The 21,513-nt window shown below is 45.3% G+C and carries 23 protein-coding genes and 1 other annotated feature; of the genes, 13 read left to right on the top strand and 10 right to left on the bottom strand.

All coding sequences use genetic code 11. The annotated features are described in order from the left end of the window. Window positions 1-553: 553 nt before the first annotated feature. Together OXB_RS04765 and OXB_RS18810 are read left to right on the top strand one after the other, a co-directional pair. Window positions 554-880 (top strand): nucleoside triphosphate pyrophosphohydrolase, encoded by a 327-nt coding sequence (locus tag OXB_RS04765; RefSeq protein ID WP_041072323.1) that lies wholly within the window; start codon window positions 554-556, stop codon window positions 878-880. Then, on the top strand, window positions 873-1,028 hold the full coding sequence (locus OXB_RS18810) for a hypothetical protein (RefSeq protein ID WP_158333640.1): 156 nt from the start codon (window positions 873-875) through the stop codon (window positions 1,026-1,028). The genes OXB_RS04765 and OXB_RS18810 overlap by 8 nt, the downstream gene beginning before the upstream one ends. A 174-nt stretch (window positions 1,029-1,202) precedes the next feature. On the opposite strand, the gene OXB_RS04760 is transcribed toward OXB_RS18810, so the two are convergent. Then, a complete protein-coding gene (locus OXB_RS04760; protein WP_041072321.1) occupies window positions 1,203-2,099 on the bottom strand; it encodes an EamA family transporter in 897 nt (298 codons plus the stop codon). Between the two features lie 177 nt (window positions 2,100-2,276). After that, window positions 2,277-2,924 (bottom strand): hypothetical protein, encoded by a 648-nt coding sequence (locus tag OXB_RS04755; RefSeq protein WP_041072319.1) that lies wholly within the window; start codon window positions 2,922-2,924, stop codon window positions 2,277-2,279. Window positions 2,925-3,004: 80 nt separating this feature from the next. Between OXB_RS04755 and OXB_RS04750 the strand changes: the two genes are divergently transcribed. Next, window positions 3,005-3,283 (top strand): hypothetical protein, encoded by a 279-nt coding sequence (locus OXB_RS04750; protein WP_041072317.1) that lies wholly within the window; start codon window positions 3,005-3,007, stop codon window positions 3,281-3,283. A gap of 92 nt (window positions 3,284-3,375) precedes the next feature. Further along, window positions 3,376-4,101, top strand: a complete 726-nt coding sequence (locus OXB_RS04745) for a 3-ketoacyl-ACP reductase (protein WP_041072315.1) — start codon at window positions 3,376-3,378, stop codon at window positions 4,099-4,101. Window positions 4,102-4,161: 60 nt separating this feature from the next. Here OXB_RS04745 and OXB_RS19040 read toward each other — a convergent pair whose 3' ends face one another. Further along, entirely contained in the window at window positions 4,162-4,329 is a 168-nt protein-coding gene (locus OXB_RS19040) for a hypothetical protein (protein WP_173425994.1), read from the bottom strand. Between the two features lie 202 nt (window positions 4,330-4,531). Here OXB_RS19040 and OXB_RS04740 point away from each other — a divergent pair, with 202 nt between their 5' ends. The 4 genes from OXB_RS04740 (at window position 4,532) to OXB_RS04725 (ending at window position 7,768) form a co-directional block, all read left to right on the top strand. Beyond that, window positions 4,532-5,722 carry a DUF4317 domain-containing protein gene (locus tag OXB_RS04740; RefSeq protein WP_041072313.1) on the top strand — a complete coding sequence of 397 codons (1,191 nt, stop codon included), beginning with the start codon at window positions 4,532-4,534 and terminating at the stop codon, window positions 5,720-5,722. 129 nt (window positions 5,723-5,851) lie between these two features. After that, window positions 5,852-6,102: a binding site (T-box leader), on the top strand. A 93-nt stretch (window positions 6,103-6,195) separates the two neighbouring features. Further along, on the top strand, window positions 6,196-7,002 hold the full coding sequence (locus tag OXB_RS04735; protein ID WP_041072311.1) for a YitT family protein: 807 nt from the start codon (window positions 6,196-6,198) through the stop codon (window positions 7,000-7,002). Window positions 7,003-7,014: 12 nt separating this feature from the next. After that, on the top strand, window positions 7,015-7,539 hold the full coding sequence (locus OXB_RS04730; protein WP_052483874.1) for a branched-chain amino acid transport system II carrier protein: 525 nt from the start codon (window positions 7,015-7,017) through the stop codon (window positions 7,537-7,539). After that, window positions 7,496-7,768, top strand: a complete 273-nt coding sequence (locus OXB_RS04725) for a branched-chain amino acid transport system II carrier protein (protein ID WP_158333638.1) — start codon at window positions 7,496-7,498, stop codon at window positions 7,766-7,768. The genes OXB_RS04730 and OXB_RS04725 overlap by 44 nt, the downstream gene beginning before the upstream one ends. 301 nt (window positions 7,769-8,069) lie before the next feature. Here OXB_RS04725 and OXB_RS04720 read toward each other — a convergent pair whose 3' ends face one another. From OXB_RS04720 to OXB_RS04710, 3 genes are all read right to left on the bottom strand, one after another. Further along, on the bottom strand, window positions 8,070-9,404 hold the full coding sequence (locus OXB_RS04720) for a CitMHS family transporter (RefSeq protein WP_041072307.1): 1,335 nt from the start codon (window positions 9,402-9,404) through the stop codon (window positions 8,070-8,072). Between the two features lie 212 nt (window positions 9,405-9,616). Next, window positions 9,617-10,324, bottom strand: a complete 708-nt coding sequence (locus OXB_RS04715; protein ID WP_041072305.1) for a response regulator — start codon at window positions 10,322-10,324, stop codon at window positions 9,617-9,619. Continuing rightward, a complete protein-coding gene (locus tag OXB_RS04710) occupies window positions 10,317-11,972 on the bottom strand; it encodes an ATP-binding protein (RefSeq protein WP_041072303.1) in 1,656 nt (551 codons plus the stop codon). Before OXB_RS04710 ends, OXB_RS04715 begins: the two co-directional genes overlap by 8 nt. Before the next feature lie 186 nt (window positions 11,973-12,158). Between OXB_RS04710 and OXB_RS04705 the strand changes: the two genes are divergently transcribed. The 5 genes from OXB_RS04705 (at window position 12,159) to OXB_RS04685 (ending at window position 18,524) form a co-directional block, all read left to right on the top strand. After that, complete coding sequence (locus OXB_RS04705; RefSeq protein ID WP_041072301.1) at window positions 12,159-14,531, top strand: polyprenyl synthetase family protein; 2,373 nt, start codon at window positions 12,159-12,161, stop codon at window positions 14,529-14,531. Between the two features lie 138 nt (window positions 14,532-14,669). Next, a complete protein-coding gene (locus OXB_RS04700) occupies window positions 14,670-15,653 on the top strand; it encodes an MBL fold metallo-hydrolase (RefSeq protein WP_041072300.1) in 984 nt (327 codons plus the stop codon). 37 nt (window positions 15,654-15,690) lie between these two features. Continuing rightward, the gene (locus OXB_RS04695; protein ID WP_041072299.1) at window positions 15,691-16,074 is read left to right on the top strand and encodes an FAS1-like dehydratase domain-containing protein; all 384 of its coding nucleotides are present in this window, start codon (window positions 15,691-15,693) and stop codon (window positions 16,072-16,074) included. 135 nt (window positions 16,075-16,209) lie between these two features. Beyond that, window positions 16,210-16,770, top strand: coding sequence for an FAD-dependent oxidoreductase (locus OXB_RS04690; protein WP_041072298.1), 561 nt, complete (start codon window positions 16,210-16,212; stop codon window positions 16,768-16,770). A 260-nt stretch (window positions 16,771-17,030) separates the two neighbouring features. Continuing rightward, a complete protein-coding gene (locus OXB_RS04685; RefSeq protein WP_041072296.1) occupies window positions 17,031-18,524 on the top strand; it encodes a malate:quinone oxidoreductase in 1,494 nt (497 codons plus the stop codon). Window positions 18,525-18,576: 52 nt separating this feature from the next. Here the strand turns inward: OXB_RS04685 and OXB_RS04680 are convergent, their stop codons facing one another. The 4 genes from OXB_RS04680 to OXB_RS04665 form a co-directional block, all read right to left on the bottom strand. Beyond that, window positions 18,577-19,119, bottom strand: coding sequence for an ECF transporter S component (locus OXB_RS04680; protein ID WP_041076308.1), 543 nt, complete (start codon window positions 19,117-19,119; stop codon window positions 18,577-18,579). 177 nt (window positions 19,120-19,296) lie between these two features. Then, window positions 19,297-20,718 (bottom strand): Asp-tRNA(Asn)/Glu-tRNA(Gln) amidotransferase GatCAB subunit A, encoded by a 1,422-nt coding sequence (locus OXB_RS04675; RefSeq protein WP_041072294.1) that lies wholly within the window; start codon window positions 20,716-20,718, stop codon window positions 19,297-19,299. Then, complete coding sequence (locus tag OXB_RS04670; protein WP_041072292.1) at window positions 20,715-20,894, bottom strand: hypothetical protein; 180 nt, start codon at window positions 20,892-20,894, stop codon at window positions 20,715-20,717. The genes OXB_RS04675 and OXB_RS04670 overlap by 4 nt, the downstream gene beginning before the upstream one ends. Before the next feature lie 137 nt (window positions 20,895-21,031). Next, window positions 21,032-21,376 carry a hypothetical protein gene (locus tag OXB_RS04665; protein ID WP_041072290.1) on the bottom strand — a complete coding sequence of 115 codons (345 nt, stop codon included), beginning with the start codon at window positions 21,374-21,376 and terminating at the stop codon, window positions 21,032-21,034. Window positions 21,377-21,513 lie beyond the last annotated feature (137 nt).

The following is a 21,513-nucleotide window of genomic DNA, read 5'->3' as shown; positions in this document are numbered from 1 at the left end:
GGCGAGACTTGTCTCGACAATCTAGTATTATTTAATAATTCTTAAAGTCTTTAGTTATTGGTGGGGGCAGTTTGACCTGATGACATGGGGCATCTTGCCCTCTTCCTAGGTGACAAATTGCACCGATGGACGGGGCAATTTGGACAGCTCTTGTGATACATCGTCCCAGAGAGATGCACAGGACGGTTTCCGACGTTGTGGCTTGTTGATCAGTAGATTCATGACTTTCCCTCCAACAAAGTAATACTATATGTTACTCAATAGATAGTCTCCCTTTTTGGAAAAGGATACAGGGCGAATGAAAAAAACTTGGAAGCATTACATTGTTTTGAATAAATTCTTTATTAATAAATAACAATGTAATTCCATGAAAACGGGAAGATAATTTAACTTTTTCATAATAAGAATTATAGAATATTATATCAAAATTACCTGCCGGAAAAAATTTCACGCTGTGCCATTCTCCCATCCTTTGTAAATGTATTGGAAAGTCTTATAATGATAATTGATTCAAGCAAGTGGAGCGAAAATTGAAACGGAGGCGGCTAATAATATGCCAGTATATAACAAACTCGTCCGGGACCGTATCCCGGAAATCATTGAAAAAAGCGGAAAGCGGCTATCCCTGCGGATTCTGGGCGACGAAGAGTATATGGAGGAATTGCGGACGAAGTTAGGAGAGGAGCTTGAGGAATACCTTGCAGCTGATCATGCTGTGGCGGCAGTGGAGGAGCTGGCGGACATGCTGGAACTGATCTATGCAGCAGCGGCAGCCCACGGCGCGACACCCCACCAGCTCGACATGATCCGTGAAAAGAAAGCGGAAGAGCGGGGGGCTTTCAACGAACGGATCTATCTCATCGAGGTCGAGGATGAGTAGGCTTGAGCTTGTTACGACGCAACTCATCGGTCATTTGGAACGGCTGTCGGAGGATGCGGTTGAAATCAGCTATATGACAGCGTTCACAATGAGGTCGGGTGTGGAACTCAGCTTTGCATCAAGAGATTTAGAAAAGGGAAAAATATAGAGGATACCTTTGAATTGTTATACGTAAATACCCATGAATTGATGAACTTGAATAATGAAGTTTTGCTTAATAGTTCCAAGATTGACGGGTTAGTAAATAAGCTGCCACCTGATTTTGAAAAACTGTAATCAAGCTCAACGATCATTGAGTTTGATTACAGTCTTGGACCATTCACTAACTATGCTTCCGAATCCTGAAAAGACTCGGGCCGATTTCATTGAACGCGATCGCGGCCAGGATAATGGCGGTGCCGAGCCACTGCAGCGGAGTTACGGTTTCCGACAGAATGATGCTGGCGGATAGGATGGCGATCGGCAATTCAATGGATGTCAATATATTTGCGATTCCTCCCGACACTAACGGTGCGCCCAATGCAAAAAAGAGCGGCGGGAGGACTGCGCCGAATAATGACACCCCGGCCGCAGTTGTCAACAGGCTTTTCTCCAAAGGCAGGATAGTTGGAAGGTCGCGCATAAAGACGACGAGCACCATGATGGTCGATCCGGTTACCATCAAAGAGCTCCGAGTCCAAGCATCGACTTTTACAGCGACTTTTCCACTGAAAAAGATAAAACCTGCATAGGTGAATGCAGATAAAATACCGAATATAAATCCTTTTATCGGCAAGCCTTGTATGTCTCCATTCACAATATTTGAAGCAAAAAAGACTCCTATTAAAATTAAAATGATGGACAGGACTGCAATGGGGGCCGGCCTCGTCTTGCTGAAAATCCATTCCAACAGGAACCCGATCCATACAAATTGGAACAATAAAATGATGGCCAAGGAAGCGGGCAGATACTGCATGGAACCATAATAAAAGATGCTGGTTAACCCGACAAAGCAACCAGTCATCATTATTTGAAAAAGATTCTTCTTATTGAGCCCTTTGAAACTGGAGCGTTTTATCAAAGTGAACGACCATAGAAGGAATGCGGAAATCACCATTTGGACGATATTGATCTGGCCTAGTGAATAGCCGTAGCTAAACCCTAATTTCGCAAATATGGGGGTGAAACCAAAAAACGAAGCGCCTACTAATATAAATATAATCCCTTTATTTATGTTCATGAGGAGCCCCTCCTTGTTGCTGATGTGTAACTATATTATTTTATCATACATAAAGCGGGACTTGGATTTTTTTAATTCCGCAAATTGCCGCATTGAAGCAAAATGGCCTAGCTCATTTTGAACTAGACTATAGTTTCAGCCATAATAACCGGAAAAATGAGAACTCCAGTAAAATACCTATTCCATAACATTTTCCACCTTAATAATCGTGTTAGTGGCATCTAAATAGGTGAAACGATACGATTCCCCTTCATAGATCCGAAAGCTCTCCCTATGGAGAATCAATTCACCTTCGTCCGTTTCAATTAGTACCCTTTTGGAACGACGAGGTCCTCTGTAGACATCTTTCACCAATAATTCCTGGGCCCGCCATTCACCATTGGCATAATCTCTCAAATCCTGAATCGACTTTTTTGTTTCAGTGCCACTGAAAACGACTAGAAAGATGGTAAGGAGCAAGGTGAAGATTCCGCCAAGGGCGAATTTGATGATCGAAGATTTTTTGATCCTTTGCGGATTATAAATAGTTATGACAAAGGAGAGATACAGGAAAAACGAACAGAGCGCCAAAGCAGCAGCGTACACAAAGGTGATCCCGATGAAATTGATGACGAACGCGTTATAAAGATCCGTCTCAGATCGATTCCATGTACGTAGAATGGTTCCTATGAATACCAAAACAACAGGGATGAGTAAAAAGCGAAATATGATCCGCAGTTGCTTTTCGTTTTTCTCTTCATTTCTCTTTACTGACTTCTCTTTCATAAACAACCTCGCATTCACCCAGTTTGTCCTGCTTACACAAAGAATATCATAACTATCCATTCCCTCCTATCGACGCATAGTTCCAGGGCATTTCACAATACTAAGATCGTTGTCAACTTTCAGGAAGGGAAGGAATAGCAATGGCCAAAGATACACCAAGTTGGAAAAAGGTACATCCAGGCACTTTTTCAAACAACTCTGTTCAAAAGGCAGACCGATCCGTGAAGCAAGCGATGTCACATCCGGAAGAGATAGCGGTTGAGCATGCTTTCAATTCAATTACACGTGCGGAAAAAGCAGTCGCGAATGCGGCACAACATGATGAGCATATGGATACGGTTCGGCAAAACAAAGAACAGTTGAATTTGATGAAACAGCAATTGAGCGAAGTGCAAGAAATCGTGGAAGACCAGCCATAACATCCGAATCTCCAAACCAAATCCATGCCTCCTATCCGCCATTATCGTATAATGGGAGCGATCATACAGACAGCATGAAAGGGGACAGCAAAATGGCACAATCATTACATGGAAAAGTCGCGTTCATCACAGGCGCAGCACGAGGGATCGGGAAGGCGACTGCGATCGCATTGGCAAAAGAAGGGGTACATGTCGGGTTGCTCGCAAGAACCGAGTCCACGTTGAAAGAAGTGGCCGCGGACATTGAAACGTTAGGCGTCAATGTAGCGTATGCTGCAGCTGACGTATCTTCAAAAGAGCAAGTGGAAGCTGCGATTGCTTCCTTGACAAATGACTTAGGGGCTGCCGATATTTTAATTAACAATGCGGGCATTGCCTCCTTTGCTTCTGTCTTGGACATGGACCCGGAAGAATGGAAGAAGATCATCGATGTGAACTTAATGGGAACTTATTACGTGACCCGTGCCGTCTTGCCTCAGTTAATTGAGAAAAATGGGGGAGACATCATTACGATCTCCTCGACAAGTGGTTTGAATGGGGCCGCGACCTCCAGTGCATATAGCGCATCCAAGTTCGGCGTGATCGGGTTCACCGAATCATTGGCGCAGGAAGTCCGCCGGAATAACATCCGGGTTTCCGCGTTGGCCCCTAGTACGGTTGCCACGGATTTGGCATTGGATTTAAGTTTGATCAAAGAAAATGATGATGCTAAACTCATCCAAGCCGAAGATATTGCCGAAGTGATCGTCAACCAATTAAAGCTGAATCCACGTATTTACACGAAAACAGCAAGCTTCATCGCAACAAATCCGTTCTAATTGTTAATGAAAAGCTAATTATCCATTTCTCGTGGGTAGTTAGCTTTTTCCTTAGGCAGGTCACCGGTTTCGCTTCTCTTCTTTAACGGATAAAATTTTCGCTTCAGCTCCAAATTCCCCTCTGACGACTTTCCTTGCGCCGATGGAGTTTCTCGCAGTGACTTGCTTGATTTCTCTCGTCCCGTTCACTTCCATGTCCACTAGGAAGCATTTTGATCCGCACATCATCGAAATCCCTCATTTCCTCAGCTCTTTCCTATCATTGTAGGTTAAAACTTACACGATAGGAATTAATCTGCTAACTCCACGTAACGTCGATTCATTCCTGCCCATGTCGGAACCCTGTTATAATAAATGAGCGTCACAAGCTGAACGGTTAGCTTTGGATGCTCTTTTTTTGAATCTTACTAACCGGGGAGTGGGAACATAGATGAACAAAAAGGACATTGCGGATATTCGGAAACATTTCAAATTGGATACCGATTTATTGAAAATCCATGATATTTACAACGTATACATCAGACAGGAAAGCAGTGAAATCTACCATGAGAAGGGCCAGCCGTTTGCCCTGCTGGATCGGGAGCAGCAGGAGCTGTTTCTCGCCAACTTCAAGAAAGTGTTAGGCGGAAAATTGGATATGAAACTGTTTGAGGTGAAGTTCCAACGCCCAGCGGAGGAGCAGACGGACCATGCGCAGCAGCTTTTGTATGCAGGGCTTCACGCTGAGGATGTCGTCGAATGGAAGGCGGATATGCAGCGCCTTGCTCTGAAAATGGTGCAGGACGTCCAATATGAAAAGGATCTAGTCGTCACTTTCATTCGCGGCACCTATTTCAAACCGACGAAACGGCATTCGGACGAGACGGAGGTCGCGGGGCGGGATGAGGTATATTCCCATCCGTTCATCCTTTGCAGCCTGAATCAGACCGAGGAGCCGAAGCGTTCGCTTGTGTTCGACTTCAATGAAAAAGAGTTCAAGTCGAGCTTCGCGGCCGACCCGATTATCAAGCTCACCTCGCCGGTCGGCGGGTTTTTATTTCCGGCGTTCACGAATAATGCGCCTGATGTCAATCATATTCTCTATACGGCGGGCAAGGCGAATAAGCCGGATTTCCATTTCATCGAGAATGTGCTGAACGGGGAGGATATCGCGACAGCGGCGGACGACAGGGCCGTCTTCGAGGAAATCGTGAAGGAAGTGATCGGGGAGGAAGTGGATACGCGCACGCTCGCCAACGTATACGATGAGATCCACAGCCTGCTCGTGGTAGAGGATGAAGAGGAAGAGGAAGACGGTCCTCCCGTCCTCGATACGCGGGAAGTGGAGCGGGTACTGCGGGCGAGCGGATTGAAGGACGTGAACACAGCGAAAGTGGAGAAGGCATTCCAAAATGTTGTAGAGGACAGAGATTATGAGATGAAAGCGAGTCATGTCGTCCCAAGCTATGCGTCCAAATCTATCAAAATCAGCACGAAAGTGGCGGACATCGCCATCAGTCCGCAGGATTTGCGATTCGTCCGGCAGGTGACCGTGGACGGCAGGCGCTGCATCCTGATCGAGGTGGAAGAAGATACGATCATCGAGGGGTTCAAATTGCTTCCGGAGGAGCTAATAAAGTAGCTTCCTCCCTTGTCCTACATAATTTTTGTATTCATCGGAAAACGAATTTTGTATAATATTTAAAATAATACTACTTCGCAGCAGCGTATTGACAGTCCCATTTCCGGTCTGGTAGATTATTTTTAACATTAAAAATCAATGACGAGAAAGAGTAGGAAAAGAAACTTGTTCCCCAGAGAGTCGACGCTTGGTGAAAGTCGATGGACAATTCTTTCTGAAAATCATCTCCGAGATGCGAAGCTGACCTAAGGGTAAGCTTTGACGGATTTCCACCGTTACAAGGAGCGCGTATGAATGTACGTTGACTGAGAGCCGGATTGTTTCATTTTATGAAGCAAACGGAATATGGGTGGTATCGCGAGCACAAACTCGTCCCTGTTCAAGGGGCGAGTTTTTTTGTTGTCGTAACTTAAGAAAGTTGCAAGGTAAGTCAGGCCCATCAGTCATCTATCTGGAAATGGAGGGGAACGAATATGAAAAATTTGATTGTTGTCGTCGGTTCGTTGATTGTGGCATTTGGCTTTAATTTCTTTTTGGTGCCTTATGGGATTTTGAGCAGCGGATTAAGTGGCATTGCAATTCTGATAGGCCTTGTCACTCCGTTTGATATCGGTTTAATGAACCTGCTGCTAAATTTGCCTTTACTTATTTGGGGGTACTTCAAGCTTGGCAGGCTGATCACAGTCAATACGCTTGTTTGTGTCGTATCCCTCTCTGTTTTCTTGTACCTTTTGCCAGTTCACCCCGTTACGGATAACATTTTGTTGTCCGTAATATTCGGAGGTCTTATCGGCGGGATCGGAGTCGGGATGATTTTGAAGTACTCGGGCACGTCCGGCGGTTTGGATATCATTGCGATCGTCCTTTCCAGAACGAGCAATGTCAGTGTCGGTCTTTTGCTGACGGCCATGAATGGAGTGATTGTCCTCATTTCAGGTATGGCCTTTGACTGGAACATTGCGTTGTACACCCTGTTGTCGATTTATTTGACAGGTAAAATGATTGACGCCATTCATACGGACCACATCAAATTGACGATGCAGATTGTGACGACGGAAGGGGAAGCGATCCGGAAAGATCTGATTCGGTCCATCTACCGGGGCATTACGATCACGGAAGGATTCGGCGGTTACACACAGGAGACCAAACAGATTTTAATGACAGTGGTCACACGTTACGAAACGATGGAGATCAAGAAGATTGTCCGTAACCATGACGAAAAAGCCTTTATTAACATATATGAAACGGTGGAAGTCGACGGAAAATTCGCCAGTAACTAAGGAGGAGACATTGTGAGTAAGAAGAATGTGTTGTTATTGGGTTTTATGCTCTTTTCGTTGTTTTTTGGTGCCGGAAATCTGATATTCCCTCCTCTTCTTGGGATGGAATCGGGCAGTGCCTTTGTGCCGGCCATTGCCGGGTTTATTTTAACGGCCGTTTTCCTGCCCTTTTTGACAATCGTCTCGGTCTCTCTGTCCAGCAATGGACTAGTGTCAATCGGGCAACGGGTCCATCCCGTTTTCGGCCTCGTGTTTGCCATCATCATCTATATGACGATTGGTGCGTTCTATGGAATTCCCCGGGCGTCCAATGTTGCATATGAATTGGGTTTGAAGCAAATGGCCAGTTTTGATGGAGGACTCCCGCTGCTCTTGTTCTCCATCGTGTTCTTCGGCTTGACGTACTTGCTTAGCATTGATCCACGGAAGATGATTGATCACGTAGCACGGCTTCTGACACCTGCCCTGCTTCATCTACCCGATTGCAATTGTATTGGTCCTCCTGTCCATCTTCCAACACTTTTTTGGGGAAATTAGGAAAATGTACGTTTTCGCGGTCGCAGTAGCCGCCGTGTTTGCTTTTCGAGATGTTTTGGACAGCTTTTCCATCCAATGGGAAGCGCTTGACTCCCTTTTGCATTTCTTGCCGTTGTTTGAAAACGGGCTAGGCTGGACGGTCCCCGCTTGTTTAGCCGCAATGCTAGGATATGTCTGGGACTTCCGGCGGGAAAAAATTCAACTGCGCGCGCAGAAAATGCAGTCATGAACGCCCGCGGTCTCTAACTGGTCTATGTGAATGAAAAAGCGGGGCTGTCCGAAAAGTCCAGGCACAGAGTTGGATACTAGCAAAAAGCAAGGGCGCCGGGAGACTCCTGCGGGAAAGCCAGCCGACGAGACCCCGCACGGCTGTATGCCGGAGGAGGTCGTCGGCTGGCCCGCGGAAAGCGACCAGAGCCCTTGCTTTTTGCGTGTTTAACCGGAAAATCCAATTTCTGGACAGCCCTGCTTTTTACTTCTTTATCCGCAGTTTTGCCAACTTCCTGGCCTGTCTGATACCTTTTCTGCATTTAGATGATAACGACACCAAGCAAAACTGCAATGATTAATAGGACAATACTGAGTCCCCACATCATCATGAAGGAATAACGGATATGTTTCCCCATTTCCAGGCCAGCAAGCCCAAGCGCTAACCAAAGTGCAGGTGATAATGGACTTACGAATGTACCGACAATGTTTCCGATGATCATTGCGTAAGCCGTGGAAAGTGATGGGATGCCGAATGTAAGGGCAACCTGATCAATAATTGGCAACAGGGCAAAATAGTATGCATCCGTGCTTAGCAGCAAGTCGAAAGGTACGCCGAATATACCGATAATGAGATGTAAATACGGAGCAACAAATGCCGGTAGGACGGTTACTAAATCTGTGGCAATTGACGTCAGCATATTCGTACCGTTTAAAATACCTAAGAAAGATCCAGCGGCCAAAATAATCGTCGCCATCATGATTCCGCCTGGTGCGTGCACTTTAATGCGTTCCATCTGATCTTTCACTTTCGGGAAATTGAGTGGCAATGCAATACTGACACCGATCATGAACGCAAAACCTGCCGGAATAATGCCCCATACAAGCACGCCGATCACAGAAATCGCTAGAAGGGCATTGATCCAAAGAAGTTTCGGACGTAGTAAGTCATTCTCTTCTGCTACAGCCGCCGCCACTTGTGCATCAGCAATCGTTGTGTCAGAAATTTCATCCTCAAACTCTTCTCCTGCTACAGCTCGTTTCGCTATCAATCGTTTTTCACGATAGCCCAATACGACGGCAATCATGACTAATAAAACAAGACCGATAATTTGAATCGGAATCAATGGTTTCCAAAGTTCCGTAACATCCACATCCAGCACAGAAGCCGTTCTACCAAGTGGACCTGCCCAAGGAACCATATTCATAATCGAGGCGGCAGTTCCCACGAGCATTAGAAGTAAATAAGGGTTCATTTTTAAACGTTTGTACAATGGCAGCAATGCGGGAATGGTAATAAGGAATGTCGATGCACCCGATCCGTCCAAGTGCGCAATGGCAGCAATGATAACGGTCGCAACAGCAACGGCGATAACATTTCCACGTGAAATCGCAATCATTCTATTAATAAGCGGGTCGAATAACCCGACGTCTTGCATAATCCCAAAAAACAAAATGGCGAAGATGAACATAATGGCAACGCTTGCAACTTTCGTAGTTCCTTCAGTGAAAAACACACCAATTTCCTCGAAACCGAAGCCTGCAGCAAATGCTCCTACAACTGGCACTAATACGAGCCCGACAATGGGAGAAACTTTCCCGCTAATGAGCAGTGCTACAATGATGACAATCGTTATCAAACCTATAATACTGAGCATATTATCTCCTTTCCAGTGAACACAGAAGTGCACTTATGAGAGAGAAAGGCATTCATTTCTGCAAGCGGATACATTCTTGATGCAAAAGCATCGCCATACAAAAAAATAACCATCTCTATTTCAAAATATTCTAGTTAGAAATTTATCATAGAAAGGTTATGAGTATAAGCTTATTTAATTAAAAACCCTTATGTACGTTTTGGATGTTTTGTTCATTTTGTCCACGGCACATATTTTCGCTCGGGACGCCCGATGTCCCCGTATTTCAACTGGGCATCCGCTTCTTTTATGGATACCAAATATTCCAGATAACGCCTGGCGGTCGATCGGCTCACCCCTACGTTGCTTCCGGCATCTAACGCCGTGATGCCGGATTCACCGCTTTCTTGTAAGATTCGCTTTATCTTGTCCAATGTCAGTTGGTCGATTCCTTTCGGCAATCTTGTACCGTCTTCTTTACTTGGCATGGGGGTGACTTGCAAGCCTGTCAGCAGGTCTATTTCTTCTTGCATGAGCTCTGTCTTCGTCGTCAAAAGATGTCTTTGGTTCCGGAAACTCAAAAGCGTCCGTTCAAATCGGTCAAAGTCCACTGGTTTTACCATGTAGTCAAAAATTCCGCCGCGCAGTGCTTCTACAATGGTCTCCACTTCATTGGCAGCCGTCATCATGATGACGTCAATTTCAGTAAACTCGCTTCGCAATGTCCAAAATAAATCCAACCCTTGAACGTCGGGAATGTAGACATCCAATAAAATAAGCTCTGGCAAAGTACTGGCGTCGCGTAAATAAGTGAGCGCCTCATCGCCTGTTTTTACGATTCCCGCTACGACGAATCCTTCCACTCGATTGACGAATTGGCGGTTGATCTCCGCAATTCGGAAGTCGTCTTCCACAATTAATACTTGAATCGCTTCAAGCATCCGATTCACCCCTTTCTTTTGGTATGGAAAGCACGAAGCCAGCTCCGCCCAGGTCGCCTTCTTCTAAATAAAGTTCTCCGTTTACTCCCTCAATCAGTTGCTTTGTCAGCGCCAACCCTAAACCGCCATGTTCACCCTTCTTTAATGTAAATCCTTGGTCAAAGATCATTTTTACATATAAATCAGGCACGCCCTCACCCGAATCGTCTATTTCAAATAGGATATCCTTTCCGATATCCGTAAAAAATATCGCAATTTTCCGGTCATCCGGTGGATTTTTTCTCACTGCATCCATCGCATTATCAATCAAATTTCCAATGGCGGTCAACAGGGCTTCTCTTTGTTTTTCATGTAAAGGGGTTGTCAGTCTGCTGTCCTTTTGAATTTCGATTTCGATCCCTAACTCACTTGCCTGATTTATTTTGCCAAGTAAAAGACCGCTTACCTGCGGGTCGGACACTTTCTGAATGAGCAAGCGAATCCAGTTTTTTTGCAGCGAGCTTTCCTGTTGAATATAAGAAAGCGCTTCTTCTTTTTTATCAAGCTGCAATAATCCAAGGATTGTATAGAGCTTGTTGGAAAACTCATGTGTTTGAGCTCGCAACGCGTTTGTATATTGTTTGATCGACGTCAATTCCTTTGTTAACAAATCAATTTCAGTTTTATTCCGGAATGTGAATACTGTCCCGATCAATGACTTTTCGTGATAAATAGGAACTTTATTGGCAAAAACAATTGTTTTCCCAACCACCAACTCTTGATCGATTCGATCGTTTTCATCCCGAAGAAAATGGAGTAATTGCTTTGCCTGTTCCAGTTCCTTGATAGACTTTCCTTCATATTGATTAGGATGAGTGACTTGGTTGAACAATAAACGCTGCGCCGCAACATTAATCATTGTAATTATACCGTTTTGGTTCACAGCTATAATACCTTCATGCGTTGATTGGAGAATGGTCTCTTTTTGGACGAATAAATGGGCAATCTCTTCCGGTTCCAAGCCGAACAATACTTTTTTAAGATACGATGCAATAAGAATGGCACCGATTATCGCGACTATCGCTATATTCAATAAGACAATCCATAAGTGGATATTATAAGACCTTATGATCGATTGGATATCATTGACCAAAAACCCGACCGATACGACACCCACAATCTTACCATCCAAAAAGACAGGAACTTTGGCTCGGACTGAGTCACCCAATGACCCCGCAGCTTTGGAGACATATGACTCGCCATTCACCAACGCCTTTTCATTATCTTCTCCGATCATTTTCTTTCCAATTTTATCGATGTCAGGATGCGCATACCGAATTTCCTCCGTATTGCCGACGACAATGAATTCGGCCTTTGTCGCTTTTTGAATGGGCGCGACAAGGGGATCGATAATGGATGCGGGGTCTTCATGCACGAATGCTTCGGCCAGTTCAGGAATATGCGCAACACTCTCTGCTACACTAAGCGCGCGATCCCCGACTTGGGCTTCCATCGTAACGGATATGAAATGACCAATGAAAAGCCCGATTACCGTAATGATCGCTATGATGAGGGCAGCTACTAGTAAAATCATTTTCATTTTGAAGCTAATAATGATATTTGGTTGAAGATGTGGGTTTTCACCCTGTCTTTTATGGAATTGACTCATTTTTGTCGGCTCCTAACAATGCGATTCCATCCAATCATAATAGTAATTCCGGATAATATGTTACTATTTGTTTAGGTTTATAATTCTTAGACATGCACATCATTCAGACAATGCTTTGCAATTGCATATAGTAGGAATGGTTATTTTCACAGACAATCAAAAAACACGAAGTTGAGGTCATGTAGTGTGAATGAAAAGTTACTGAGAAATGCCGATGCCTGTTATCGGCTTGCTGAGAAGAAGGCTGTCGATTATTTTGCATCACTCTCTGGACAGCTCTTAAACAAAATCTATGCTACTACCTTGACAAAAGATATACAAACGTGGAAACAGAATCATCTTCCTTCTTCTTGGGTCTCCTTGTTGCTGCGTGGAAGGGAAAAAGCCGATCCGCAGGAGTATGCCAGTTATATCCGATGGTTGACCTACACCGGGAAACTGGACCATTACTTGGATCGAAGCATCTCCTACATTTTCCTGCGGGATTTGGGCAAGGACCTGAATTCACCGGATACGCAGAACCGGATTCGGGACATGGCAGCCAAATTAAAAAAACAACTGCCCCTGTCCGCTGACGGAGGCAACGCGAACTTGTTCAGCATTGCCGGGTTGTACCGTTGGGCTCAGAAGGAAAGCGTAGAATCGACGATGATCTGGGTCCTGAACAAATTGAAGACCGTGTCCTCCCTTATTCCAAAGGAGATGGATGCAGAAGAAGCTCAGCGGAAGCTGATTAAAATCATTGCGGGAGTCGTCCTACACCAAGTTGAAGAGATGGACGATGACGTACCGGCTGAACAACGGACCAGGAAATTGGATGAAGCGATCAGACTGGGCTATTGCTACGGTTTGACGTACCCTTTCATTGATGACCTTTTGGATTCGGAGGCCTTGTCAGACGAGGAGAAAAAACAATATTCCGGGTTGATACGCACCACTCTTATTACAGGGGCTGTCCCCGACTTAGGGGAGTGGATCGGAACGAACAAAGAGCTGATCCGGTCGATTCACTCGGAACTCCGTGACGCTTTCACATATATTCAGGCATGTGTGCGGCAAGAGACAAACAAAATTTTCTTCGAGCAATCCTATGTCTTTTTTCATTCCCAGGAAGTGGACCGGGAAAAGGATCTATCCAATGCTAATTACACCAATGAAGAGCTTTATGTACCGATCATTTTAAAATCCGCTTCGTCCCGTTTGATTGTCCGTTCTGTGCTAAGTGCCGAAGAGGATGAGGGGTTCGACAACCGAACCTTCTTTTACGGCATTTACAACCAGTTGGCCGATGATTTCGCAGATATGTTTGAGGACTGGGAGGCTGGCGCAGTCACCCCCTACACCTATTACATGAAATATCATCAGTCGCGTCCGGATCTCATCAACCCTTTTGAATTATACTGGACGGTCATCACCAATCTGATCCATACCGTCTATCACTCGGACGTCAAGACAGGTGAGGTGATTTTAAACCGCGCCATCAATGGGCTGAAACGATTTAAAAAGCGGATGGGCGATAAAACATACAACGAAGTGATGGACCTCTTTGCACCGGGAGATCTCAAATTCGATCGGCTTATCCGAAAGATGGTCCAAAAAGCGAATGATGTGGACTTCTTTGATAAACTGCTTCGGGACCATATCCTAGCCCATTTTAAAGAGGAACGGAAAGAGCGGGAAGACTTTTTACACATTGTTGAAACCGTACGCAATGAGATAAACAACGCCTTACCTATCCATGAAAAGGTGGATGCCGCTTTCATGGAAGAACCGATCGTGAATGCTGCAAATTACAGTCTGAAAGGCGATGGAAAGCGACTTAGACCGATTGTGACTTGGGTTACCGGCGTCTACGAATATGGCTTGGAAAAGTCCGCGATTCTGCCGCTTCTAAAATCATTGGAATATATGCACACCGCATCCCTCATTTTCGACGATCTGCCAGCCCAGGACAATTCAGCTGTCCGCAGAGGGCGTCCGACGCTGCATCATGTGTATAATACAGCCGTTGCCGAATTAACCGGCCTTTATCTGACCCAAAAGGCGGTGGAGGAACAAGCGTCACTTGAACAGTTCGACCCGGGAGCGGTGCTTCGCTTGATTCGATATTCGGCCGGGAAGACAGCGGATATGTGTAAAGGGCAGGCGTTGGACTTGGATTCCAAAGGCAAACCGTTGACATTGGAACAACTGAACACGATGTGCTTTTATAAAACCGGCATCGCATTCGAAGCTTCTCTCGTCATGCCTGCCATTTTAGCGGGGAAACAGGAGCGGGAAGTGGAAGCGTTGAAACGATTTGCCTACCATGCCGGCATCGCGTTTCAGATCAAGGATGACTTGCTGGACGTGGAAGGCAACCTGGCTTTACTTGGAAAGCCGATTGGAAAAGATGTAGAAAACAACAATTCGAATTTCGTATCGATCCTAGGTGCCGAGGGTGCCCGCAAAGCATTGTGGGACCATTATTGTACCGCATTGGAAATGTTGCAGGAGATGCAGTTCACTACTCCCTATTTGAAGCATATATTGCATTATATGGTGAATCGGGATTATTGAAGGGCGTTGGCTTCTTCGTGTACGAAGAAGTCAGCGTTTTTTTATTTGATGAAATTAATTGATAATCTATTTAAATTTTTCGGTCAATTCTATATAATGGAGTTGAGTGAGCGTTCGTTCATAAAGGGGGAGTAAACTTTGGGGAAATCCGGAGTCATTTTCTTTGAAAGGACATTTCCAAGTGCCAATATGGTTCTAGTAAAGGATCAGCAACCGATTCTGATTGATACCGGTTTCGGCAGTGATGCACTGGAGACCGAGCAGTTGATCAGAGACGCAGGCGTTGCACCAGGGGATTTGCATTTGATTGTAAACACCCACTATCATAGCGACCATGTAGGTGGCAATTTTCATTTCCAAAAAAATTACGGCACTCGGATTGCGGCCCACAAATGGGACGCCGAATTGATCAACTCGCGGGACGCGGAAGCGTGCACAGTAGAATGGCTGGACCAACCTTTAGAGCCTTACCATGTCGACACCAAGCTTTCCGATCAGGATGAAATCCATACAGGAAGCAGAATTTTGCAAGTCTTACACACGCCGGGGCATACATTGGGGCATATTTCTTTATATGATCCGGATGCTGAGATTTTAATGTGCGGTGACCTCTTCCACAGGAACGATGTTGGGTGGCTTAATATTTTCCGGGAAGGGGTTTCATCGCTTCAGCGGTCGTTGGAAAGTTTGGATCGGTTGTCCAAACTCCGGATTCAACAGGCATATTCAGGGCATGGGCCGCAAATCGAGGATCCTTTAGCCGCTATTGACGCGGCGAGGGGCCGGTTGGAAAAGTGGCTTGGATCGCCTGAGAAGATTGCTTGGCATGGATGCAAGCGGATTTTTTCATTTACCTTAATCATGAAAGATGGAATGGCAAAGGAAGAGATTGCTCCTTACTTGCTCAGCTGCGGTTGGTTCCATGACTTTGCGCGTCATTCTTTCCAGCGGCAGCCGGAGGAATTTATTCAGATCCTGCTGGATGAAATAATCCGTTCAAGAGCAGCAAGCTGGCATGATGGCCGGCTGATCGCCACTGCTCCCTACAAAGCGCCGGAAAAGAAGTGGATGGATCAGAACATTAAGCCAAAAGATTGGAAAGCTCAAGATATTTTCACATAATCGGATCCTATGATTACATTCCTGGGGGGAGTTCAGGTTGAGTTTACAAGTTGGCGAGGTCATTCATTTTGAACGGACCTTTACAAAAGAAGATGTTGAACTGTTTACAAAAGCATCGCGTGATGAAGGGGATCACCATATTACCCCCGACGAACAAGGGAGACTTGTCATCCAAGGGTTGTTGACCGCTACCCTGCCGACAAAAGTGGGCGGAGATCATAATGTACTCGCCCGGACGATGAATTTCGAGTTTTTCAGGCCCGTTTTCACCGGAGATACTATACTATGTGCCGTCACGATTGAGAGATATGAAAAGACTGAGAATGGCAGGATATCAATTTTAGCCTCCTTTGAATGCACCAATCAAGATGAAAAACTGGTATTGAAAGGGAACTTTGAAGGGGTCATTTTAAAACAATAGCGTGTGAAGGGTCTCTTATATGGGACTCTTTTTTGTGCTTGGCACAAGCGGTATGTATGCAAAAAGTTTCGATTATTACTATAATTATAAGGGAGATTATGTAACATACTTAATTGAGAGCAGGGGGAGACAGGAATGTATGAAATCGCAGTAATTGGAGCAGGGCCAGCTGGAGGCAGCGCCGCCTTATATGCAGCAAAAGCGGGAAAGAAAACGATTATGTTAGATAATGATAAAGGCGTGACGAAACGAGCGTTGCTGAAGAATCACTATGGGGTGGCTGAAATTACCGGACCTGATATGGTAGCAGTCGGTATTGAGCAGGCAAAACAGTTCGGGGCCGAGTTGGTCAATACAACCGTAACTGCAATAAGATCAACTGAAAATGGATTTGAAATCGAGACAGAAGGTCAAGTCATCGAGGCCCAACATATCATTTTGGCGACCGGGATGCTGACGGATTTAGCGGAAGCTGCCGGTTTACAGACAAAGCCGGGAACAGAGCCGAGGATTAAAACTATCTTTGATGTGGATGCTGCCGGGAAAACAAATGTAGAAGGAATCTGGGCAGCTGGCACTTGTGCAGGCGTAAGCATGCATACCATCATTACCGCCGGAGACGGAGCGAAGGTTGCCATTAATGTAATCAGTGAACTGAATGGAGAACGTTATGTAGATCATGATATATTAAAATAATTTAAAGCCGTACATGTATTTGGAAACAAATACATGTACGGCTTTATTTTTGATATATCGATATAGTAAAATAGGAAATAAAATAAACGGAGTTATACACACATTTGTCGATATTTGTGATATAATATATAAAGTTTGTGAGACTCTACACAAAGTCATAATATACAGAAAAGATTAGAAGTCATATTTTGTCTTGCTATGACGCCTTAGTAAGAGTGACCGCATCTTTTCTGCAAATTCTATAGAAGGATATGGTAAAGATGAGCAACGGAAAAACCCAAACAGACGTTATCTTAATTGGTGCTGGGATCATGAGTGCGACTTTGGGGACACTGCTGAAAGAATTAGTGCCGGATTGGAAAATCACAGTGTTTGAAAAGCTCGAAGATGCAGGAGTGGAAAGCTCGAACGAATGGAATAATGCCGGAACCGGGCATGCAGCGTTATGTGAGCTTAACTACACGACCGAAAAACCGGACGGATCCGTAGATATTAGCAAAGCTATTAATATCAATGAACAGTTTCAACTTTCAATGCAGTTTTGGTCTTACTTGGTCAAAAGCAACCTGATTCGTAATCCGGAAGACTTTATTATGCCATTGCCTCATATGAGCATGGTCCAAGGGAAAGACGATGTGGAATTTTTGAAGAAACGTTTTGAAGCGATGACGAAGAATCCTCTATTCCAAGGGATGGAGTTTTCCGACAACCCGGAAAAACTGATGGAATGGATTCCGCTCATCATGCAAGACCGGCAAACGAATGAACCAATCGCGGCTACAAAAATCGACACTGGAACAGACGTCAATTTCGGTGCATTGACACGTATTCTATTTGACCACTTGAAGAGCAAGGGTGTGGAAATGCACTATCAACATACAGTGAGCGACATCAAACAGACGAGCGATGGTTCCTGGGAAGTGAAAGTGCGCAACTCCAGCGGGATCAATCGCCATTCTGCCAAATTTGTTTTCATCGGCGGCGGGGGCGGTAGCTTGCATCTGCTACAGAAGACGGGAGTTCCGGAAGCGAAGCATATCGGCGGGTTCCCGGTCAGTGGAATCTTCATGGTATGTAATAATCCGAAAGTCGTCGAGCAGCACCATGCGAAAGTGTACGGCAAAGCAAAAGTCGGCGCTCCGCCGATGTCCGTGCCGCATCTCGATACACGCTTCATCGAAAATAAAAAATCATTGCTCTTTGGACCGTTCGCCGGCTTCTCTCCGAAGTTCCTGAAAACAGGCTCCAATATGGACTTGATCACTTCCGTGAATCCGAGCAACGTGTTTACGATGCTGGCGGCAGGCGCGAAAGAGATGTCTCTGACAAAATATCTGATCCAGCAATTGATGTTGTCAAAAGAGCAACGCATGGAAGAGCTACGGGAATTCATCCCGAATGCGAAAAGCGAAGATTGGGATCTAGTCGTAGCAGGCCAACGTGTACAAGTTATCAAAGACACGGAGGCAGGCAAAGGAACCCTTCAATTCGGCACGGAAGTCATCACGGCTGCTAACGGCACAGTTGCCGCACTCCTTGGTGCTTCTCCAGGCGCATCCACGGCTGTCCATGTCATGCTTGAAGTACTTGCTAAGTGTTTCCCGCAACATATGGAAGAGTGGGAACCGAAAATTAAAGAAATGATCCCTTCTTATGGAAAATCCTTGATGGAAAATCCGGATCTTCTGAAAGAGATTCATGCCTCTACAGCCGAATCCCTCGGTTTAATTCAACAAGAGTTGGCTCATAATTAACTAAATGAAAAATGCTTGCGGGAGAATCATCCACCGCAAGCATTTTTCATTTTCATTTAAAGATAGGAGTTTTTTTCAGCATCGCGCAAACCGGAATGGCGATTGCAAGTCCGATAAAGTTTTGAATCAAGTCACCTGGAATGGACGCCAATGGAACGATGAGGCTATTGAACATGATGGCTTCCCCGATATAGTAAACTGCCACCATTAGAGGGATGGAGACAACCGTCGCGATCAAGTTGAACGCGAAGCTATTACCCTGACGGCCATTCGACCACGCAATCTTCCCGACGACATAGCCTTGCAAACCGCGTGCCGCAATCGTGATCGGCGCCCAGATCGCATAGCCTCCGAGCAGATCGAAAAGCCCCATGCCCAGCGCCCCGGCGAGGGTCCCTTTCTTCGGTCCGAATAAAATGGACGCTATGAAAAGCATCGCCGTTCCAAGGTGGATCAAGCCGCCGCCGTTTATCGCCATGGGCAGCCTTATATTCAATAACATCGTCGACACAAGGACAAGCGCCGCCAACACGGCAGTCAATACGAGGTCAAACGTTTTTGTCCGAGTACGCGAATAACTCTCTGTTTTTTGCATCATCTGTCACCTTCCCTATTCGGAAATTCTATGAATTTAGATTAAGGGAGAACTGACATTTTTAAAAGTGTCAATTTGGTATGAAGTTTAGGGGTCAGATGAAGGCAGGTAGTTGGATGAAAAAGTTCCACGTGAAAAAATGCTTGCGCGATGACTGATCACGCAAGCATTATCATATTACGACAATTGTCCAATCCCTGTCGGAGTTTGGCGGAATTCCGGATGGATCTGTTCCAACGCATGTGCTACATTGAGCAATCGCGATTCTTGGAAAGCGGGACCGACAATCTGCATGCCGACCGGAAGATTCCTCGCAAAACCGCATGGAACGCTAAGCGCCGGCAGTCCGGTCAAGTTGAACGGCCCCGTGAAGCGAATAATATGATCTAGGAAGCCGACATCCTCACCGTTCAGCTGGACGATATCTTGTCCGATTTTCGGAGTCAGAATAGGGGTTGTCGGTGAAATGAAGACATCCACTTGTTTGAAAAGCTCATTGAATTGGCGATTCAACTGCATGCGGATTTGCTGTGCTTGCAGGAAGTCTACACCGGACGGAATTTCTCCGAGTTTCAGCAAGAACCGCACGTCATCTCCGAAATCCTCCTCCCTTGCAACAAGATTATCATGATGGATGGCGCTCGCTTCCGTAATGATTGTAATCAGTTCGGCGAATTCAGCGTACGCCAAGGCAGGAATTTTGACGATTTCTACGACTGCCCCCTCTTTTTCTAAAGATGTGAGCGCTTGGCGGACAGTTTTCTCCACATCCGAATCGACATTATGGAAGAAGTAGTCTTCATTGATTCCAATTCTTAATCCTTTGATGGATCCAGTCAATTCATTCGAATAGCGGGTCGGATTCACATGTACCGAAGTCGGGTCTTTTGGATCGTATCCCGATATGGCTTCGAGCACATACGCGGCGTCTTTCGCGCTTTTCGTCATCGGGCCGATATGATCCAAAGACCAGGCAAGTGGGAATGCACCATATTTACTGACCAAGCCATGGGTCGGCTTCAACCCGGTGATTCCACAGAAGGAAGAGGGGATGCGAATAGAACCGCCTGTATCGGTGCCTAATGTGGCAATCGTCATATCGGTCGCAGTCGTTACGCCCGAACCGCCGCTAGACCCTCCGGAAATGCGCTCTACATCCCATGGATTCCGACAGGCTCCGAAATGCGGATTATTATTCGTAGCTCCCCATGCGTATTCATGCAAATTCAGCTTACCGGTAAATACGACACCAGCTTTTTCGAGCTGATTGACGACCGTTGCATTTTCAGTCGGAATAAAATCCTGATGTATTTTGGAGCCCATCGTAGTCGGTTCATTGGCAATATAAATATTATCTTTAATGGCCATCGGAATCCCATGAAGCGGCCCCCGATAACGGCCTTCCTGTATTTCCTTTTCAGCAAGTCGGGCTTGGTCGAGAGCCTTTTCTTTTGTGACTGAAATGAACGCATTCACTTCTTCATTGAGTGCCTCGATTTGGTTGAACACATCATTTGCCACGTCGACTGGCGAGATTTCCTTGTTTTCGATCAAAGGAGCTAATTCCGTAATGGTTTTCTCATTCAATTTTTGGCTCATTCCGCTTCCTCCTTTAATCGATGAACAAGTCCGATATCATGCTCTTTCCCATCCGCATGGCGTAGGCCGTCCCGTAAACTTTGAATTGTTTCCCATTGATTTGTAAGTGCTTCCAGTTCGATTGCATTCACTTTTACGTCCTTGGCCAACAACAATTTCTCAATAGTACTCTTCAAAGAAGTCCCTCCTCTTTTTTCACTACGTAGATTACTATTCTGAATAGTTTGCCAAAGTCCTGCATAAAAAAAGCGTTTCTGCAAATAAATCTGCATACGCGCTTGGGAAGTTGCTATCTATGGATGGGTGGGTTCAATTACAGTCGGTTAATCAAATTGTTCAATTCCATATCGTGGCGTCCTGTCTTGGAACTTAAATAAGAAATATCTACCTTGAGCCCTTTTATCTCACCTGAGACAGTTTCAAATAGACCTTTATGCTCGTCCATTTTGTCGTTTGAGTATTTAAAGTTGCTTCGCATTTCGGTGGTTAAATTATCCACTTTAGACTCCATGTTCCCCATTCGTGTTTCCAGCTTATCCATTCGGACTTCCATGCTCTCCATCCGAGTTTCCAGCTTATCCATTCGTGTCTCAAGCCGGAGTTGTCCCGATTTTACATCTTTGATTTCCGATAGGATTTGATGTAACAGTTCTTCCATTCTTATCAGCTCCAACTGTTTTTTATAAGTATATCACAATGGGGAGGCCGTTCAAGAATGGCTATTATTTCAAAAAGTGATTGACAACCAGAGAAAAGAGGAAGATAATACTTAATAACTCCTATATGTTAAGTAGG

Origin of the sequence: Bacillus sp. OxB-1 (genome assembly GCF_000829195.1) — a bacterium.
In the GTDB taxonomy this organism is placed as follows: Bacteria; Bacillota; Bacilli; order Bacillales_A; family Planococcaceae; genus Sporosarcina.
The sequence above is the reverse complement of the archived record's forward strand: the minus strand, read 5'-3'. Positions and strand labels throughout refer to the sequence as shown.